General features: G+C 70.5%; 16 protein-coding genes. 7 read left to right on the top strand and 9 right to left on the bottom strand.

The window, feature by feature from the left end; translation table 11 throughout:
• The first annotated feature begins 351 nt into the window (after nucleotides 1–351).
• From ACFO0B_RS23490 to ACFO0B_RS23470, 5 genes are read left to right on the top strand one after another with little or no spacing between them, the layout of a single operon-like run.
• A complete protein-coding gene (locus ACFO0B_RS23490; protein WP_378614727.1) occupies nucleotides 352–924 on the top strand; it encodes an alternate-type signal peptide domain-containing protein in 573 nt (190 codons plus the stop codon).
• 18 nt (nucleotides 925–942) lie between these two features.
• Nucleotides 943–1,497 (top strand): hypothetical protein, encoded by a 555-nt coding sequence (locus ACFO0B_RS23485; RefSeq protein WP_378614726.1) that lies wholly within the window; start codon nucleotides 943–945, stop codon nucleotides 1,495–1,497.
• Nucleotides 1,494–2,078, top strand: coding sequence for a signal peptidase I (locus tag ACFO0B_RS23480; protein ID WP_378614725.1), 585 nt, complete (start codon nucleotides 1,494–1,496; stop codon nucleotides 2,076–2,078). Before ACFO0B_RS23485 ends, ACFO0B_RS23480 begins: the two co-directional genes overlap by 4 nt.
• On the top strand, nucleotides 2,075–2,683 hold the full coding sequence (locus ACFO0B_RS23475; protein ID WP_378614724.1) for a TasA family protein: 609 nt from the start codon (nucleotides 2,075–2,077) through the stop codon (nucleotides 2,681–2,683). The genes ACFO0B_RS23480 and ACFO0B_RS23475 overlap by 4 nt, the downstream gene beginning before the upstream one ends.
• Complete coding sequence (locus ACFO0B_RS23470) at nucleotides 2,680–4,419, top strand: hypothetical protein (protein ID WP_378614723.1); 1,740 nt, start codon at nucleotides 2,680–2,682, stop codon at nucleotides 4,417–4,419. The genes ACFO0B_RS23475 and ACFO0B_RS23470 overlap by 4 nt, the downstream gene beginning before the upstream one ends.
• A gap of 92 nt (nucleotides 4,420–4,511) precedes the next feature.
• Here the strand turns inward: ACFO0B_RS23470 and ACFO0B_RS23465 are convergent, their stop codons facing one another.
• From ACFO0B_RS23465 to ACFO0B_RS23430, 8 genes are all read right to left on the bottom strand, one after another.
• Entirely contained in the window at nucleotides 4,512–5,576 is a 1,065-nt protein-coding gene (locus ACFO0B_RS23465; RefSeq protein WP_378614722.1) for a ferrochelatase, read from the bottom strand.
• Nucleotides 5,577–5,596: 20 nt separating this feature from the next.
• Nucleotides 5,597–6,427, bottom strand: a complete 831-nt coding sequence (inhA, locus tag ACFO0B_RS23460; RefSeq protein WP_378614721.1) for an NADH-dependent enoyl-ACP reductase InhA — start codon at nucleotides 6,425–6,427, stop codon at nucleotides 5,597–5,599.
• A 50-nt stretch (nucleotides 6,428–6,477) separates the two neighbouring features.
• Nucleotides 6,478–7,194 (bottom strand): 3-oxoacyl-ACP reductase FabG1, encoded by a 717-nt coding sequence (gene fabG1 / locus ACFO0B_RS23455; RefSeq protein WP_378614720.1) that lies wholly within the window; start codon nucleotides 7,192–7,194, stop codon nucleotides 6,478–6,480.
• 150 nt (nucleotides 7,195–7,344) lie between these two features.
• Nucleotides 7,345–8,346, bottom strand: coding sequence for a VWA domain-containing protein (locus ACFO0B_RS23450; RefSeq protein WP_378614719.1), 1,002 nt, complete (start codon nucleotides 8,344–8,346; stop codon nucleotides 7,345–7,347).
• Complete coding sequence (locus tag ACFO0B_RS23445) at nucleotides 8,343–9,299, bottom strand: DUF58 domain-containing protein (protein WP_378614718.1); 957 nt, start codon at nucleotides 9,297–9,299, stop codon at nucleotides 8,343–8,345. Before ACFO0B_RS23445 ends, ACFO0B_RS23450 begins: the two co-directional genes overlap by 4 nt.
• 26 nt (nucleotides 9,300–9,325) lie before the next feature.
• The gene (locus ACFO0B_RS23440; RefSeq protein WP_378614717.1) at nucleotides 9,326–10,516 is read right to left on the bottom strand and encodes an AAA family ATPase; all 1,191 of its coding nucleotides are present in this window, start codon (nucleotides 10,514–10,516) and stop codon (nucleotides 9,326–9,328) included.
• Between the two features lie 87 nt (nucleotides 10,517–10,603).
• Nucleotides 10,604–11,983: an NlpC/P60 family protein gene (locus ACFO0B_RS23435; protein ID WP_378614716.1), complete on the bottom strand. Its 1,380-nt coding sequence runs from the start codon at nucleotides 11,981–11,983 to the stop codon at nucleotides 10,604–10,606.
• 359 nt (nucleotides 11,984–12,342) lie between these two features.
• Nucleotides 12,343–12,864, bottom strand: a complete 522-nt coding sequence (locus ACFO0B_RS23430; protein WP_378614715.1) for an Rv1476 family membrane protein — start codon at nucleotides 12,862–12,864, stop codon at nucleotides 12,343–12,345.
• Nucleotides 12,865–13,180: 316 nt separating this feature from the next.
• Here ACFO0B_RS23430 and ACFO0B_RS23425 point away from each other — a divergent pair, with 316 nt between their 5' ends.
• Entirely contained in the window at nucleotides 13,181–16,003 is a 2,823-nt protein-coding gene (locus tag ACFO0B_RS23425; RefSeq protein ID WP_378614714.1) for an aconitate hydratase, read from the top strand.
• Between the two features lie 77 nt (nucleotides 16,004–16,080).
• Complete coding sequence (locus ACFO0B_RS23420) at nucleotides 16,081–16,647, top strand: TetR/AcrR family transcriptional regulator (RefSeq protein ID WP_233017587.1); 567 nt, start codon at nucleotides 16,081–16,083, stop codon at nucleotides 16,645–16,647.
• Here ACFO0B_RS23420 and ACFO0B_RS23415 read toward each other — a convergent pair.
• Nucleotides 16,644–17,144 (bottom strand): MarR family winged helix-turn-helix transcriptional regulator, encoded by a 501-nt coding sequence (locus ACFO0B_RS23415; RefSeq protein ID WP_378614713.1) that lies wholly within the window; start codon nucleotides 17,142–17,144, stop codon nucleotides 16,644–16,646. The two genes, ACFO0B_RS23420 and ACFO0B_RS23415, sit on opposite strands and share 4 nt — an antisense overlap.
• Between the last annotated feature and the right edge of the window lie 147 nt (nucleotides 17,145–17,291).

Raw genomic sequence — 17,291 nt, 5'->3', positions numbered from 1 at the left:
ATCGTGGCCCCGGAGGAATTCCTCCGGGGCCACGTCGCATTTCCGGAACTCTCCGCGATGCGGACGTCGAGATCGAGCCCCTCCCCGAACCGGCGTAGCGCCCACGCGCTGATTGCGTCCGATACTTTATTCGGCGGTGATCAACTCTTCACGACAACCCGCACAATACCTATTCGCTCGCCAATAGCCAGATGTTACATGTTTCGCTATATTCTTCGCATTAGGGCATCAACCAGTGGATATGACGAAGGTAATCATTGCCGTACGTTTGCCCTGCATCGCGCAGGGCAATTCCGAATTTGCACACGAATATAAGTTCGGTGTCATCCGATTTTCGGAAAGTGAGACATGATGGACAAAAGAGGAAAGGCGACGCTCGCGGCCGGAGGAGCAGTTGTCCTGTTGCTCGGCGGAGCGGGGAGTCTGGCTTTCTGGCAGGACTCCACCGAGTCGGGTGGCGGCACCATCACCTCGGGTGAGCTGGCGTTGAGCGAGTGCACCCCGGTGAGCGGGTCCGGCTGGACCGACGACACCAACGGGACGGCGGAGCCGATCGACATCGCGACCTTCCGCATCGTGCCCGGTGACACCCTGAGCTACACGTGCACCACCGTCGTCAGTGCCGACGGAGAGAATCTGACGGCCACCCTGGCCGCGGACACCTCCGAGATGTTCGCCGCGGGCAGTGATCCCGCCCTGCAGGCACGGTTGATCGAGACCGAGATGACGGTCACCGACGGGAACGGTGCGGTGCTGCCGAACGCTCAGATCACCGAAGCCGACGACGGCGCGACGATCACCGTCGCGGCGGAGTTGACATTCGACCCGGCTACACCGGATCAGGAAGCGCAGAACGCGAGCGTCACGCTCAACAACGTGGCGATCACTCTGACGCAGAACACCAATCCGGCCGTCGCGCCCTGAATGAGAGAGGGCCCGGACATGCGGTGGCTTCGATGGTGGGCGGCAGGCGCCGCGGCGCTGGTATTGCTGGCCTTCGGGGCGGCCGCGCAGTCCGGCGCCTTCTGGCGTGCCGAATCCCGGATCGGTGGCGGAGTCATCCGGTCCGGGACTCTCGACCTGCGGGTGGGCAGCGCCACCGGCCAGGTGAGCGATTACGTGATGACCGGCTTCGGTGGCACCGACCTTTCTCCCGGAGCGGTGACCCAGAAGCCGTTGACGATCCGCAACGCCGGCGACGTGGACATGTTCTATCGGCTGCAGAATGTGCGCCAGAGCTCCGCGGCGGTGCCACTGACCCTGCAGGTGTGGCTGGTCGGCGGCGAGAGCGCCTGCCCCGCCTCGGCCGCGCCCGCCGGCGCCGCGCTCTACAGCGGCGCCATGATCGGGGCCCAGGTTCCCGCGCCGCCGAGCTGGGCGCCGGTGCTCACGCCGGGAGCCACCGCGGTGTGGTGCCTGCGGGCCACCGTCGGGGCGGCCGCCACGGCCGCCACCTCCACCACCGTGACCTTCGACTTCCAGGCGAGTTCCACATGACCACACACAGCGAACGTGCGTCCGCCCCTGCCACCGACCGCACCGGCCTCGGCTGGTGGGTGCGCACCACGGCGAGCTGGCTGCTCTTGTTCGTCCTGGTGGGGTTGCTGGTGGTGACCATCCTGGTGCCACTGGTGGTGGGCGGGCAGAGCTTCACCATCCTCACCGGGTCGATGGAACCCCGGTACTCGCCGGGCACCCTGGTGGTGGTCCGGCCGCTGCCCGCCGAGGATCTCGCGGTCGGCACCCCGATCACCTACCAGGTGCGCTCCGGTGATCCGCACGTGGTGACCCACCGGATCGTCTCGCTGCGCCGCAGCCCCGACGGCCGGTACGGCTTCGTCACCCGCGGCGACGCCAACCAGGTCGACGACGAGGGCATCGTGCGCACGGAGCAGATCCGTGGCGCGGTCTGGTACTCCATCCCCTACCTGGGCTACCTCAACAACTGGTTCTCCGGACCGAAGCGGACCAACACCATCACCGTCCTGATCGTGCTGCTCGCCGGATACGCGATATACGCCATCGCCACCGACACCAGGGACCGCAGGCGGGCCGGCCGGGAACGGAGCACCCCGTGACACGCCGCGCCGGACTACGGAACTTCTGGGCGAGCGCGCGAGTGCGGGCGCTGCTCACTCTCGGCATCGTCTTCGGCCTCGGCACCGTCGGCACCCTGGCCGCGTGGAGCGATTCGGCCACCGCCACCTCGGGCACCTTCAGCATCGGCAGCCTCGACCTGCGCGTCGACGACGTCGACGAACTCACCTTCCCGTCGCTCGCGCTCACCGGGATGCTGCCGGGCGAGAGCGTCGCCGCCCGGCTCACCGTGCAGAACAAGGGGACGATTCCGTTGACCTACACCATGACCGCCACACCGGCGGGCGCCGCCGCCCTCGCCGCCCACCTGCAGGTCGCCGTCTATCCCTCCGGCACCGCGAGCCAGGCCACGACCAACGGCATGCGCACCGGCACCTGCAGCGGCACCCTGCTGGCCCAGGCCACCCTGGTCCCCGGCGGGCCGACGCCCCTGGTGAGCACGCCGCGACCGCTCGCGGGAAGCAACGGCACCGAACCGCTGTGCCTGGTGGTCCGGCTGCTGACCAGCGCACCGGTCTCCGTGCAGAACCAGACCGTGTCCTCGGTGCGCTTCGCGTTCACCGCGACCGCGGCGGGGCAGACATGAGCAGCGGGGCAGACACGAGCCGCGTCGAGCCGGCCCGGCCGCCCCGCGCTCCGGTGCGAATCGCGCTCGCCGCCGGTGCTGTCGCGGGCCTGGCCTGTGTGGTCGTGGCGCTGGCGGCACTGCTGTTCGGCGTCACGCCGCTGCTGTTCCGCTCCGGCTCCATGGAGCCCGCCATCGGCACCGGCTCGGTGGCGCTGGCCCGCACGGTGAACGCCACCGACCTCGTACCCGGCGACGTGGTCTCGGTGACGAACGAGGCGGGCGAGCGGATCACCCACCGGGTGACCGCGGTCGACGCGGTCAGCGGCAATACCGCGACCCTGCGCCTGAAGGGCGACGCCAACCGAACCGAGGACGCCCAGACCTACACCGTCACCTCCGCCGAACGCGTCTTCTTCCACGCCGAGAAACTCGGCTACGCCCTCGCCTGGCTGGCGAGCCCGACCGCGGTCTTCCTCGGCGGCACGTTCACCGGAGTGCTGCTGGCCATCGCCTTCCGCCCCCGCCGCAGGTCCCCGCGCGTCGACGGCAGGCACCCGACCACCACGCTGGTGGTCGCGGCGGTCCTGCTCGGAGCGGGCGGCTTCGCCCACGCTCCCCCGGCACAGGCGCAGCCACCGGCTGGCACCGATGCCGCCGCCGCGACCAGCGGTGCGCTCTCCTCCCGCGCCGAGTTCGTCCCCCGCCTCAACCAGGCGTTCACCGGCGGAACGTACGTCACCTGCGCCCGGCGCTTCGTCTTCTCCGGCCCGGACCAGATCGACCTCACCTGGCGGCACCTCGGCGGCCCGTACCGCTATCGGGTCGTGCTGCGCGACCTCGACCCCGCGCACCGGATCTGGCGCACCTGGGACGTGACCACCGTGCCCGCCAACATCGGGGACACCGTCTCCTACACGATCACCGGAGCCGGGCTGCCCTCCCATCCGGTGGTCTGGCAGTACGACGTCGAGATTCACACCGTCCTGCCCAGCCCGCCGATCTCCTCCGGCGCGGTCTCCACCGCGTGGCGCGGCACCTCGGTGTTCCAGAGCATCAATTCGCTCAACGAGGAACTGGACTGCAGCGGGCGCGGCCAGCAGGAAGCCGGCCCGGCCTACGTTCCACCGCCCGCCTCGCTCGCCTGCACCACCCAGGCCCCGCGTGTCACCCTCACCTGGCCGCACCTGGGCGCACCCCACACCTACCTGCTGACCGTGCGCGACAGCGGCAACCGCAACGTCATGCTCACCCGGACCGTCACCACCGTGCCCGCGCAGGCCGGGCAGAACGTCACCAGCGTGGTCGCCGTCGCCGACCTCGATCTGACCGTGCGCAGCGGCGATCCCGCCATCGTCGAGGTTCGCACGATCAACGGCACCTCCACGTCGGCGGAGTTCGTGCAGCAGAACCTCACCGTCACCACCACCGCGGTCGCCTGCACCGTTTCCGGACTGCGCACCCAATCGGCGCCGGCCACCACCACCGACGCCCCCGCACCGACCGTCACGCCGACCACAACCCCGGCCACGACCACGACCACGACCACCATCGCGCCACCACCGAGCACCACCCCGGCACCCACACCATCGGCACCCGCGGCCACCTCGGCGACGGAACCCACAACCACGACTCCCCCGCCCGCTACACCGCCCGTGGCCACAACCCCGGCCCCGGCACCCCCCGCGGCGCTGCCCTCCACGACCACACCGCCACCGGCCGCAACCACCACGACCACCACCCCACCGCCCCCCTGATCCGGGAGAAAGGCCGGTGGCGCGGTGCGTGCGAGAGCGCACCGCGCAAACGGCGTCCTCGATCCGGGCGCGGCGGGTGCGCGGTCTCCGCGTCAGGAAGGGGCGGCAGCGGGGCGGCGCGGTGGCGCGCAGCAGCCGACGGCGCAGGGGGCGCCGTCGGGGGTGGAGCCGAAGCCGGGAACGGTGCCGAGCCTGCGGACCGGCGCCGCGTCGAGGTGCTCGCCGATCAGCTCGAGGACGAGCTTCGCGAAACGGGGGTCGGCGCCGGGGGTGCCCGCGCGGGCGAAGGCCATGCCGAGTTCGCGGGCCCGCTCCTCGGCCTCGTTGTCCAGGTCCCAGATGACCTCGAGGTGGTCGGAGACGAAGCCGACCGGGCAGACGACGACGGCGTCGATTCCCTTGCCGCTCAGCGTGTCCAGGTGGTCGACGATGTCCGGCTCCAGCCACGGGATCTGCGGGGGGCCGGAGCGGGACTGCCACACCACGTCGAAGTCGGCGAAACCGACGGCCCCGGCGCAGAGCCGGGCCGCCTCGGCGACCTGGCGCGAATACAACTGCCCGCCGAGCGCGGGCGGCCCCGCGGTGCCGTCCGCGGAGACCGGCACCGAGTGCGCGGTGAACACCAGCCGCGCCCGGTCGCGCCGGTCCGCGGGCAGCTCGGCGAGCGCGGTGCGGATCGCGTCCGCGAACGCCTCGATCAGCAGCGGGTGGTCGAAGTACTGCCGCAGCTTGACCAGCCGCGGCGCGGCGTCGCCAACGGCGCCGCGGGCGCGCGCGATGTCCTCGTGGTATTGCAGGCAGCCGGAGTAGCCGCCCCACGCCGAGGTCGGGAAGACCAGCGCCGAGCGGACCCCGTCGGCCGCCATCCGCGCCACGGTGTCCTCGACCATGGGGTGCCAGTTCCGGTTGCCGAAGTACACCGGCAGCTCCAGCCCGGCGGCCGCGAGCTCCGCCCGCACCGCGGCGATGATCGCCAGGTTGAGCTCGTTGATCGGCGAGCGCCCGCCGAAGTGGTGGTAGTGCTCGGCGACCGCGAGCAGCCGCTCGTGCGGGACGTTGCGGCCCCTGGTCACGTTCTCCAGGAACGGCATCACGTCCTCGGGGCGCTCCGGGCCGCCGAACGACAGCAGCAGGAGTGCGTCGGCCTGTGCGGCCACGGGAGCCTCCTCGGGATCGGTCAGTTGAAGCTCTCCGGGAACCAGGTGTTGTGGCTGGCGCCGCCGTCGACGTAGACGATGGAGCCGGTGGTGGCGGGGAGCCAGTCGGAGAGCAGCGCCACGATGGACTTACCCACCGCGGTCGGGTCGTCCACGTTCCAGCCGATCGGCGAGGCACCGTCCCAGTACTCGTTGAGCTGGCTCAGCTTCGCCGCGTCGTCGGTGGCGGTGCCCGCGATGGCCTTGGCGGCCAGCGTCTTGATCGGGCCGGCGGCGACCAGGTTGGAGCGGGCCCGCTTGGCCTCGCCGACTTCGCGCGCCACGTACCGGTTCACCGACTCCAGCGCCGCCTTGGCCACGCCCATCCAGTTGTAGTAAGGCATGGCGGTGCGCGGGTCGAAGTCCATGCCGACCAGCGAGGCGCCCTCGTTCAGGACGGGCAGCACCGAGCGGGCCAGCGCGGCGTAGCTCCAGGCCGAGATCTCGAATGCCTTGGCCGCGTCCGGGCCGGGGCCCTCCAGGAACGGCTTGGAGCCGGGGCCCATCAGGGTGCGCGGGGCGAAGGCGATGGAGTGCAGCACGCCGTCGAGCCCCTGCGGGGCCAGCTCGCGCACCTTGCCCGCCAGCGCGTTCAGATCGTCCTCGCTGGTGATGTCGAGGCCGATCGCGGGCGGGACCTCCTTCGGCAGCCGCTTGGCGATCCGGTCGATCAGCCGCAGCCGCTCCGGGATCCCGGTGATCAGCACCGTGGCGTCCTGCTCCTGCGCGATCGCCGCCGCGCGGAACGCGATGGACGCGTCGGTGATGATCCCGGTGATCAGGATGGTCTTGCCTTCGAGCAGTCCGCCCATGGGTTCTCGGTTCTCCTGAGGTTCGTTGAAGGGGGTGGGGGCGAGCCGGGTCAGTGACCCATGCCGAGGCCGCCGTCGACCGGAATCACGGCGCCGGACACATAGCCCGAGTCTTCGGAGGCAAGGAAGCTGATGACTGCGGCGACATCCTCCGGCTTGCCCTTGCGACCGAGCGGGATCGCCTGCACCGCCATCTCCTGGTACTTGTCGTCCAGGCCGTTGGTCATATCGGTCTCGATGAAGCCGGGCGCGACCACGTTCGCGGTGATCGAGCGCGAGCCGAGCTCGCGGGTGAGCGAGCGGGCCATGCCGATGACGCCGGCCTTGGTGGCGGCGTAATTCACCTGGCCGGCCATACCGGCCATACCCACGACCGAGCCGAGGAAGATCAGCCTGCCCCAGCGAGCGCGCAGCATGGCGCGGTTCGCCCGCTTGGCGACCCGGAAGGCGCCGGTCAGGTTGGCGTCGAGCACCTTGGTGAACTGCTCCTCGCTCATCCGCATGAGCAGCGTGTCCTCGGTGATACCGGCATTCGCGACCAGCACCTCGACTGCACCCTGGTGCTGCTCGACCTCGGTGAAAGCGGCATCCACCGACGCACTGTCGGTGACATCGCACTTCACCCCGAACAACCCGTCGGGCACCCCCGAACCACGATGCGTCACGGCCACCTTGTGGCCGTCGGCGAGCAGACGCTGGGCGACCGCGAGCCCGATGCCGCGGTTTCCTCCGGTCACCAGGACCGAACGGGATGTGGTGTTCGACATGCCGATCAACCTACCCGTTCGGATCCCGCGTTCACGACGAGGCCACCAGGTTTGTCGGACCGTCATCCGCGCACGGCCGCCGCCGTGTGAGACTCCACAACGGCGGCGACCCCGCACCCGCACACCGGATTCGGCCCGGTGGCCGCGCGATCACGGCAGTCGTTGGCGGCGGAGCAGCCCGGTGAGGACGCCTGCGGCGACGAGGAGCATGCCGAGCAGCAGCCACGGGCGGCTGGCGTCGCCCCTGGTGAGCTCGTAGCCGATCTGCTCCTCGAGGGTGTCGTAGACCGAGGTCAGCTCCTGCAGCGAGGAGGCCGTGTAGAACTCGCCGCCGGAGAGCCGGGCGATCTCGCGCATGGCGTCGTCGTCCACCTCGACCCGCACGTCGTCGGTGCCGCCCTCCGGGCGCGGGATGTGCACGACGCCCCACTTGGTGCCGAAGGAGATCGTGGAGATGGGGACGTTCTTGGTCTTGGCCAGCCGGGCCGCGACGAACTCGTGCCTCGGGTCGTCCTGGTCGTTGAAGTCGGGAACGGTCTGCTTGCCGTCCGACATCAGCACGATCCGGGCGGGCGGCGGCTCCTGGGCCCCGCCGAGCACCGAGGCGAGCGTGTCGATGGCCTGCAGCGCGGTGAGAATGCCCTCGCCGGTGGCGGTGCGCTCGGCGAGCTTCACGTTGTCGATCGAGGCCTTGACCGCCTCGTGGTTCGTCGTCGGCGAGACCATCACCGACGCGGTACCCGCGAAGCTCACGAAGCCGATGTTCAGCCCCTCCGGGAGCCCGTCGACGAAGTCCTTGCCCGCCTTCTGCGCCACCTGCAGCCGGCTCGGCGCCACGTCGGTGGCCTCCATGGAGAGCGAGACGTCCATGACCAGCATGACGGTGGCGCGGTTCCGCGGCACCTTCTGCACGCTGGTCGGGCCGGCCGCGGCGATGGTCAGGAAGATCAGCCCGACCAGCATGAGCGCGATCGGCGCGTGCCGGAACGGGCTCGGCCTGGCGGGCGCCACCTGCTCCAGCAGCTCCATGTTGCCGAAGCGCAGCATCTGCTTGTGCCTGCCGCGCTGGACCAGCACGTAGCCGAGCACGATGAGCGCGACGACAGCGAGGAATCCGAGCCAGATCGGTGCGTTGAAGTGGGAAATGCTCACTGCCGAGGCACCCCGCCGGTCGGGGCGCCGAAGCTGTGGCGCCGGGTGGACACGAACCGGACCACGTCGGCGATCCAGTCCCGGTCGGTACGCAGCGGGAGCACCGGCGCGCCGCAGCTGCGCAGCGCCTGCTCCACCTGGGTACGGTGCTGCTCCGCGGCGGCCGCGTAGTCGGCCCGCAGGGTGCTGGTGACGCTGAACTCGCGGGTGCGCCCGGTCTCCGGGTCGTGCAGCACGATGTCGCCGACGTCGGGCAGGGTCAGGTCGCGCGGGTCGAGCACCTCGACGGCGAGCAGGTCGTGCCGCGCCGAGATGGCGCGCAGCGAGCGCTGCCAGTCGATATCGCCGAGGAAGTCGCTGATGATCACCGCGAGGCCGCGCTTGCGCTGCGGCCTGCGCAGCGATTCGATGCCCGCCTTCAGGTCGCCGCGGACGCCGTCGGCGGCGTGCGGGGTGGTGGCGATGTCGCGGAGCAGCGACTGCGCGTGCACCCGCCCGCTGCGCGCGGGAATCCGCACCAGCCGGTCGCCCGTCGCGACGACCGCACCGATCCGGTTGCCGCCGCCGCTGGTCAGGTGGGTGACGGCGGCCGCGGCGGCGATCGCGAGATCGCGCTTCTGGCACAGCGCGGTGCCGAAGTCGAGGCTGGCCGAGAGGTCGACCACGATCCAGGTCTCCAGCTCGCGGTCGGCGATCATCTGCCTGACGTGCGGGTTGGTGGTGCGGGCGGTGACCGACCAGTCCATCTGGCGCACGTCGTCGCCGGGCTGGTAGATCCGCGCCTCCCCCGGCTCCGAGCCGGGGCCGGGGATGAGCCCGAGGTGGTCGCCGTGCAGCACGCCGTCGAGCCGGCGCCGCACGGTGAGCTCGAGCGTCTTCAGCGCCGCCGTCAGCTTCGGGTCGGTGAGTTCACCGGCCCGGAACGAGGGCGGGGCATGGTTCGGATTCGGCACGCGGGCAACCGGTTCGGAGGCTGCCGTCACTGCGACTGGTTGTTGCCGGCGGCCTGCGGAACCGGCGCGCCCTGCGGATGCTGCTGCGGCGCGGGCTGCGGCGGCACACCCTGCTGCTGGTACGGCTGCTGCTGGGCGGGCGGGGGCGGGGCGCCCGCGCCATTGCTGCCCGCGACCGCCTGCGGGGCGACCTGCGGCAGCCCGACGGTCTGCAGCACCCGGCGGATCACGTCCTCCGGCGAGACCTCGTCGGCCAGCGCGTCGTAGGAGAGCACCAGCCGGTGCCGCAGCACGTCCGGGATCACCTCGACGACGTCCTGCGGGACCACGTAGTCGCGGCCGCGGATCAGCGCCACCGAGCGGGCGGCGGCGATGATGCCGAGGCTGGCGCGCGGCGAGGCGCCGTAGGCGATCCAGCTCGCGACGTCCTGCATGCCGAACTCCAGCGGCTTGCGGGTCGCGGCGATCACCCGGACCACGTAGTCGACCAGCGCGTGGTGCACGAAGGTGTTGGCGGCGAGCTTCTGCAGCCGGATCAGCCCCTCGGGGTCGAGGATCCGGTTCGCGGTGGGCGGGGTGACGCCCATCCGGTAGATGATCTCGCGCTCCTCCTCGACCGTGGGGTAATCCACCACGACCTTGAAGAGGAAGCGGTCGCGCTGCGCCTCGGGCAGCGGGTAGACGCCCTCGCTCTCGATCGGGTTCTGGGTCGCCATGACCAGGAACGGATCGGGCATCGGGTAGGTCTTGCCGCCGATCGAGACGTGCCGCTCGGCCATCACCTCGAGCAGCGCCGACTGCACCTTGGCCGGCGCGCGGTTGATCTCGTCGGCGAGCACGAAGTTCGCGACCACCGGGCCGAGTTCGGTGTCGAACTCCTCGCGGCCCTGGCGGTAGATCCTGGTGCCGACGAGGTCGGTGGGGACCAGGTCGGGGGTGAACTGCACCCGGGAGAAGGAGCCGCCGACCACGGTGGCGAAGGTCTCGACGGCGAGCGTCTTGGCGATGCCGGGCACGCCCTCCAGCAGCACGTGGCCGCGCGCGAGCACGCCGACGAGCAGCCGCTCCACGAGCCGGTCCTGACCCACGATGACCCGCTTGACCTCGTAGATCGCCTTCTCGAGGAGCTGCACGTCACGCTCCAGGGTGCTTCCGGGTGCGGGCGGTTCCTTCGCCGGTCCTGCCCCGCTCACACCATCCGTCGAAGTCACCAACATCCCCGCTTTCGCCTCGGTCCTGTGCGTGCTGCCACAACTATTCCAGGTAATGGGCCGCGCCGCCGCAACCGGTGCGACTTCTCCCGGTCAGCCGGTGACGATGCGCACCGCGTACGGCATGATCCCGCCCGTGCGAACCGGCGACACCTTCACGACGTCACCGGACTGCGGAGCTTCGATCATGGTGCCGTTGCCGAGGTAGAGCGCGACGTGCTGACTCCCGCCCGCACCCCAGAAGAGCATGTCGCCGCGGCGCCGCTGCTCGACCGGGACGCGGGTACCCGCGTTGTACTGGTAGCCACTGTAGTGCGGCAGCGCCACCCCGATACCGGCGAAGGCGTAGAGCATCAGCCCGGAGCAGTCGAAGCCGACCTTCTTGTAGTCGCCGTGCTCGTCGGCGACGCCGCCGTCCTTGATCCCGAGGGTCGGGCCGTCCTCGTCGCCGCCGCCCCAGGCGTAGGTGACGCCGAGCTGGGACATGGCGCGGTCGACCACGGTCTCGACGGCGCCGGAGCCGTGCACCGACGGCGAGGACGGCTTCGGCTTCTTCGGCTTGCTCGGCGCGGACGGCGTCGCCTCCAGCTGGGTGTGCGGCCTGCTGCCCTGGTTCAGGGTGGCGGCGCGGTCGCGCGCGGCCTGGTCGACGGCGGCGCGGGCGGCGGCGGCCGCGGCGGCGGCCCTGATCGCCGCCTCCTCGGCCTTGCGCTGCCGATCCCAGTCGATCCAGACGGCGCGCTGGTCCTGCAGGCCGGAGACGGTGGAGCGGGCGGCGTCCAGCCTGCCCTGGGCCGCGTCCCGCGCCTGCTGGAGGACGTTGCGCTGCACGGTCTGCCGGTCCAGTTCGGCGCCTGCCGCTGCCACCGCGTCCTGGGCCGCGTCCTTCTTGACCTCGGCGTCGGCGGCGGCCGCGTCGGCAACCGACTTGGCCTGCCGTGCCTCGGAGTTGCGGTTGCCCTGGTCGATCTGCGCGCGGCGCAGGCCGTCCAGCACCGACTGCTGCCGCTTGGAGACCAGGTCGAGCACCTGGGCCCGGTCCAGCGCGGCGTCCGGGGTGGCCGCGGAGAGGTAGCTGACCATCGTGGTCGCGCCGGGGCGGGTGTAGGCCTCGGTGGCGAAGTCGTCGAAGTCCGAGCGCGCCCTGACCACCTGGTCGCCCGCGGCGGAGAGCGACTGCACGGTGTCGGTCACGTGCGCGGCGGCGGTGTCCGCGACGTCCCTGGCGTTCTGCAGGTCGACCAGCGCCTTGTTGACCTCCTCGCGGGTGCGGGCGACGGCGTCGTCGAGCACCTGCAGCCGCTCGTCGGCGACGGCGACGTCGTTGACGAGGCCGCTCACCTCGGTGACGCCGGAGTCCACCTGTGCCCCGGCCCGCGCGATGTCCTGATCGCTCGGGTTCGGCGGCGGGGGCGGCACCGCGAAGGCCTGACCGGTGCCGACCAGCAACACCGCGGCGATCAGCAATCCCACAGCGACACGTAGGGGACGGTCATTCTTCGATTTGCCACTGTTACGCATCGGCACCTCCAGCGGGACACCACTACTCAGAAGCAACAGCAGACCCGCCGGGAACGAGGTCGCTTTGAAGCCCTTCTCCCTCTATTTCCCCAGGCGCATCACGTTGAACCGTACGTCACAGGATCAACCGGCGGTACTTGCGCGAGCGAACTACACCCACGTAATTCGGCCATTGCTACCAATTTGCCGGATGGGTGTCGAGAAGTTCTGCCTCAAACGAACTGGTCGTTCTGAAAGTTAGCTGGCGCCACGACCACAGGCCGGAAAAAGCCGCCACCGGAGGCGGTGGCGGCGTGTCGGCACCGGCCGGATCAGTGCGGCCCGGCATGCTCCGTAGCTCGCCTGCGCGCCTTGAGCCAGGCCAGCCCGCCGACCAGCAACACGGTGATCGCGATGAGCACGCCGGTCAGCACCGACCAGGAGATGCCATCGGGCCGCTCCAGCCGATCGGCGAAGATCCCGACCGCCTCGGCGGTGTCGCCACCCTTGTACTTGGCGGTGTCCTCGGCCCACTCCAGCCGGACCCGGCTGATGCTGTCGCTGTCGGTGCCGATCCAGTCGTCGCTGAAGACCGCGACGGTCCCGTGCTCGAACTTGCCGACCTCGGTCGCCAGGTCGCGCAGCTGGGAGTCGTGCCACGGATTGCCCGGCACCACGACCACGCTCAGCTCGATGCCGTCGGCCCGCGCCCGCGCGACCAGATCGGCCAGCTCCCGCTGATCCCTGCCGCTCGGCGCGGCGACGTGATCGTCCGCCAGGTCCGCGCGGATCTCGTCGAGGTCGGCGCCCTCGGGCAGGCCGGTGGCCATGGGGCCGAAAACCGAGTTGGTCACGACGGTCGCATCCATCCGATCTCGCGTCGCCTCGACAGCGGAGGCTCCTGGTTCCTACAGTGGCAGCGGTTCTCCGGCATCCGACCGGCACACGCCCGAGAGCACAGTACGCGACCGGACCGTTCCGGCTTTTCCCGCGGCACGCCGGGTGGTCCGGAAACCACCCGGCCGTCTCATAGGACAAGCGTACTGTTAAGGTCGTAGCCGCGAGGAAAGCGGCGTACCGAGGCCTTCGGAACGCCGCAAGACCCTCGAAAGACTCGGTCACCGGCACAGCCCCGCCGATGACCAACCCTCAGAGACGAGTGGAGCTGACGTGACGACGAGTAACGATACCTTCGGCGCCAAGGGCACCCTCGAGGTCGGAAGCAACTCCTACGAGATCTTCCGGCTCTCGGCCGTGCCAGGCACCGAGAAACTGCCCTACGCCCTCAAGGTGCTCGCGGAGAACCTGCTGCGCACCGAGGACGGCGCCAACATCACCGCCGACCACATCCGCGCGATCGCGGAGTGGGAGCCGTCGGCCGACCCGAGCATCGAGATCCAGTTCACCCCGGCCCGGGTGATCATGCAGGACTTCACCGGCGTCCCCTGCATCGTCGACCTGGCCACCATGCGCGAGGCCGTCACCACCCTCGGCGGCGACCCGAACAAGGTCAACCCGCTCTCCCCCGCCGACATGGTCATCGACCACTCGGTGATCCTGGACGTCTTCGGCCGCGCCGACGCGCTGGAGCGCAACGTCGACCTGGAGTACCAGCGCAACGGCGAGCGCTACCAGTTCCTGCGCTGGGGCCAGGGCGCCTTCGACGACTTCAAGGTCGTCCCGCCCGGCATGGGCATCGTGCACCAGGTGAACATCGAGTACCTGGCCCCGACCGTCATGGTCCGCAACGGCCAGGCCTACCCGGACACCTGCGTCGGCACCGACTCGCACACCACCATGGTCAACGGCCTCGGGGTGCTGGGCTGGGGCGTCGGCGGCATCGAGGCCGAGGCCGCCATGCTCGGCCAGCCGGTCTCCATGCTGATCCCGCGCGTCGTCGGCTTCAAGCTGACCGGTGAGATCCAGCCCGGCGTGACCGCGACCGACGTCGTGCTCACCGTCACCGAGATGCTGCGCAAGCACGGCGTCGTCGGCAAGTTCGTGGAGTTCTACGGCGCGGGCGTCGCCGAGGTGCCGCTGGCCAACCGCGCGACCCTCGGCAACATGAGCCCGGAGTTCGGCTCCACCGCCGCGATCTTCCCGATCGACGGCGAGACCATCAACTACCTGCGCCTCACCGGCCGCAGCGACGAGCAGCTCGCGCTTGTCGAGGCGTACGCCAAGGAGCAGGGGATGTGGCACGACGCCGAGCGCGAGCCCGCCTACTCCGAGTACCTCGAGCTGGACCTGAACACCGTGGTGCCGTCCATCGCGGGCCCGAAGCGCCCGCAGGACCGGATCCTGCTCAGCGAGTCCAAGGTGGCGTTCCGCAAGGACATCCACAGCTACACCAGCGACGCCGAGGGCGCGATCGCGGCGGACACCCCGCACACCCAGCTGGACGAGGCGGTCGAGGAGTCCTTCCCGGCCAGCGACCCGGCCACGCTGTCCTTCGCCGACGACGGCGCGATCGACGTGACCCCGTCCGCGGCGAGCAATGCCGTCGGCCGTCCGACCAAGCCGGTCAGCGTGCGCTCGGAAGAGCGCGGCGACTTCGTGCTCGACCACGGCGCCGTCGTGGTCGCGGGCATCACCTCCTGCACCAACACCTCGAACCCGTCGGTCATGCTCGGCGCCGCCCTGCTCGCCCGCAACGCGGTGGAGAAGGGGCTGACCAGCAAGCCGTGGGTGAAGACCAACATGGCGCCCGGCTCGCAGGTGGTCTCGGACTACTACGAGAAGGCGGGGCTCTGGCCCTACCTGGAGAAGCTCGGCTTCTACCTGGGCGGCTACGGCTGCACCACCTGCATCGGCAACACCGGGCCGCTGCCGGAGGAGATCTCCGCCGCGATCAACGACAACGACCTCTCGGTCACCGCGGTGCTCTCGGGCAACCGCAACTTCGAGGGCCGCATCTCCCCCGACGTGAAGATGAACTACCTGGCCTCGCCGCCGCTGGTCATCGCCTACGCGCTCGCGGGCACCATGGACTTCGACTTCGAGACCGACCCGCTCGGCCAGGACACCGAGGGCAACGACGTCTTCCTGAAGGACATCTGGCCCTCGGCCCAGGAGATCGACGACACCATCAAGTCGACGATCAGCCAGGACATGTTCCGCAAGTCCTACGCCACCATCTTCGACGGTGACGAGCGCTGGCGGAACCTGGACACCCCGGAGGGCGACACCTTCGAGTGGGATCCGAACTCGACCTACGTGCGCAAGGCGCCGTACTTCGACGGCATGGAGATGGAGCCGGCCCCGGTCACCGACATCACCGGCGCCCGCGTGCTCGCGCTGCTCGGCGACTCGGTGACCACCGACCACATCAGCCCGGCCGGGCCGATCAAGCCGGGCACCCCGGCCGCGCAGTACCTGGACGAGCACGGCGTCGAGCGCAAGGACTACAACTCGCTCGGCTCGCGGCGCGGCAACCACGAGGTGATGATCCGCGGCACCTTCGCCAACATCCGGCTGCGCAACCAGCTGCTGGACGACGTCTCGGGTGGCTACACCCGCGACTTCACCCAGGAGGGCGGCCCGCAGGCGTTCATCTACGACGCCTCGCAGAACTACCAGGCCGCGGGGATCCCGCTGGTCGTGCTCGGCGGCAAGGAGTACGGCTCCGGCTCCTCGCGGGACTGGGCGGCCAAGGGCACCAGCCTGCTCGGCGTGCGCGCGGTGATCACCGAGTCGTTCGAGCGCATCCACCGCTCGAACCTGATCGGCATGGGCGTCATCCCGCTGCAGTTCCCGGCGGGCGAGTCGGCCGCGTCGCTCGGGCTGACCGGCACCGAGGTGTTCGACATCGAGGGGATCACCGCGCTGAACGAGGGCAAGACCCCGAAGACGCTGACGGTGACCGCCACCAAGGAGGACGGCGAGAAGATCACCTTCGACGCGGTCGTCCGGATCGACACCCCCGGTGAGGCGGACTACTACCGCAACGGCGGCATCCTGCAGTACGTGCTGCGCAACATGATCCGCGGCTGACCCGCAGGTTCCGTCACGGAGGGTCCGTGCATCGCGTCGCGGTGCGCGGACCGCTCCGTTTTCCCCCGAGGAGCCCCATGCCCAAGGTCAGCGATGACCACCTCGCCGCGCGCCGCAGCCAGATCCTGGACGGCGCACGGCGCTGCTTCGCCGAGTACGGCTACGACGGCGCCACCGTGCGCCGGCTGGAGGACGAGATCGGGCTCTCCCGCGGCGCGATCTTCCACCACTTCCGGGACAAGGACGCGCTCTTCCTCGCGCTCGCCCAGGAGGATGCCGAGCGGATGGCCGATGTCGCCGCCAACCAGGGCATCGTCCAGGTGATGCGGGACATGCTCGCGCACCCGGAGGAGTTCAACTGGCTCGGCACCCGGCTGGAGATCGCGCGCAGGCTGCGCACCGACCCGGAGTTCAGGGCGGGCTGGAGCCAGCGCTCGGCCGAGCTCACCGCGGCCACCCTGGCCCGGCTGGAGCGCCGCAAGGCGGCGGGCGCGCTGCGTGACGACGTGCCCACCGATGTGCTGCTCGGCTACCTCGACCTGGTGCTGGACGGGCTGATCGCCCGGATCGCCTCCGGGCACACCAACGAGAACCTGTCCGCGGTGCTCGACCTGGTCGAGGCCTCGGTCCGGCGCCGGGCCTAGTCCGCGGCCGCCAGCCCGGCCAGCAGGGCGCGCGCGATACGGTCCAGCTCCCGGCGGTCCGCCGCCGGGAGCACCGCGAGCAACCTGGTCTCGTTCTCGGTGTGCGCGCGCACGGCGCGGTCCACCAGCGCGCGCCCCTGCTCCGTGAGCGCCACCTTGATCGCGCGCCGATCGGCCGCGTCGGCGTCGCGGCGCACCAGCCCGGCCTGCTCCAGCCGGTCCAGCCGCCCGGTCATCCCGGCCCTGGAGAGCATGAGCGTGTCGGCCAGCGCGGAGGGATTCAGCGCGAAGGGCTCGCCGCAGCGCCGCAGCGCCGCCAGCACGTCGAACTCGCCGCGCTGCAGCCCGTGCGCGGTGAAGACCACCTCGATCTCGCGCGCGAGCACCGCCGCCACCCGGCTCAGCCTGCCGATGATCGCCATGGCCGCCAGGTCCAGGTCCGGCCGCTCCCGCCGCCACTGCGCTTCGATCGCGTCGACCGCGTCCGGTTCCACCATGGACACCATCCTATTCGCTGCCTTATAGTTCGGCTCAATATAGTTCGACACCTAACTATATTGAGCCGAATCACCAGGAGTGTCCGTGAACGCCCTCATCCGCCATCCCGCCGAGGTCGAGACCCTGACCGCCGACACCGTCACCAT

This window comes from Nocardia jiangsuensis, assembly GCF_042650385.1.
GTDB classification, from domain to species: domain Bacteria; phylum Actinomycetota; class Actinomycetes; order Mycobacteriales; family Mycobacteriaceae; genus Nocardia; species Nocardia jiangsuensis.
Note: the sequence above shows the minus strand (reverse complement) of the source record. Positions and strands in the feature narration are given on the sequence as shown.

What these genes read in the sequence shown, in the direction of transcription:
- ACFO0B_RS23490 (WP_378614727.1), top strand. Translation starts at nt 352, where the DNA reads ATGGACAAAAGAGGAAAGGCGACGCTCGCGGCCGGAGGAGCAGTTGTC.
- ACFO0B_RS23485 (WP_378614726.1), top strand. Translation starts at nt 943, where the DNA reads ATGCGGTGGCTTCGATGGTGGGCGGCAGGCGCCGCGGCGCTGGTATTG.
- ACFO0B_RS23480 (WP_378614725.1), top strand. Translation starts at nt 1,494, where the DNA reads ATGACCACACACAGCGAACGTGCGTCCGCCCCTGCCACCGACCGCACC.
- ACFO0B_RS23470 (WP_378614723.1), top strand. Translation starts at nt 2,680, where the DNA reads ATGAGCAGCGGGGCAGACACGAGCCGCGTCGAGCCGGCCCGGCCGCCC.
- inhA (WP_378614721.1), bottom strand. Translation starts at nt 6,427, where the DNA reads ATGGGCGGACTGCTCGAAGGCAAGACCATCCTGATCACCGGGATCATC.
- fabG1 (WP_378614720.1), bottom strand. Translation starts at nt 7,194, where the DNA reads ATGTCGAACACCACATCCCGTTCGGTCCTGGTGACCGGAGGAAACCGC.
- ACFO0B_RS23440 (WP_378614717.1), bottom strand. Translation starts at nt 10,516, where the DNA reads ATGTTGGTGACTTCGACGGATGGTGTGAGCGGGGCAGGACCGGCGAAG.
- ACFO0B_RS23420 (WP_233017587.1), top strand. Translation starts at nt 16,081, where the DNA reads ATGCCCAAGGTCAGCGATGACCACCTCGCCGCGCGCCGCAGCCAGATC.
- ACFO0B_RS23415 (WP_378614713.1), bottom strand. Translation starts at nt 17,144, where the DNA reads ATGGTGGAACCGGACGCGGTCGACGCGATCGAAGCGCAGTGGCGGCGG.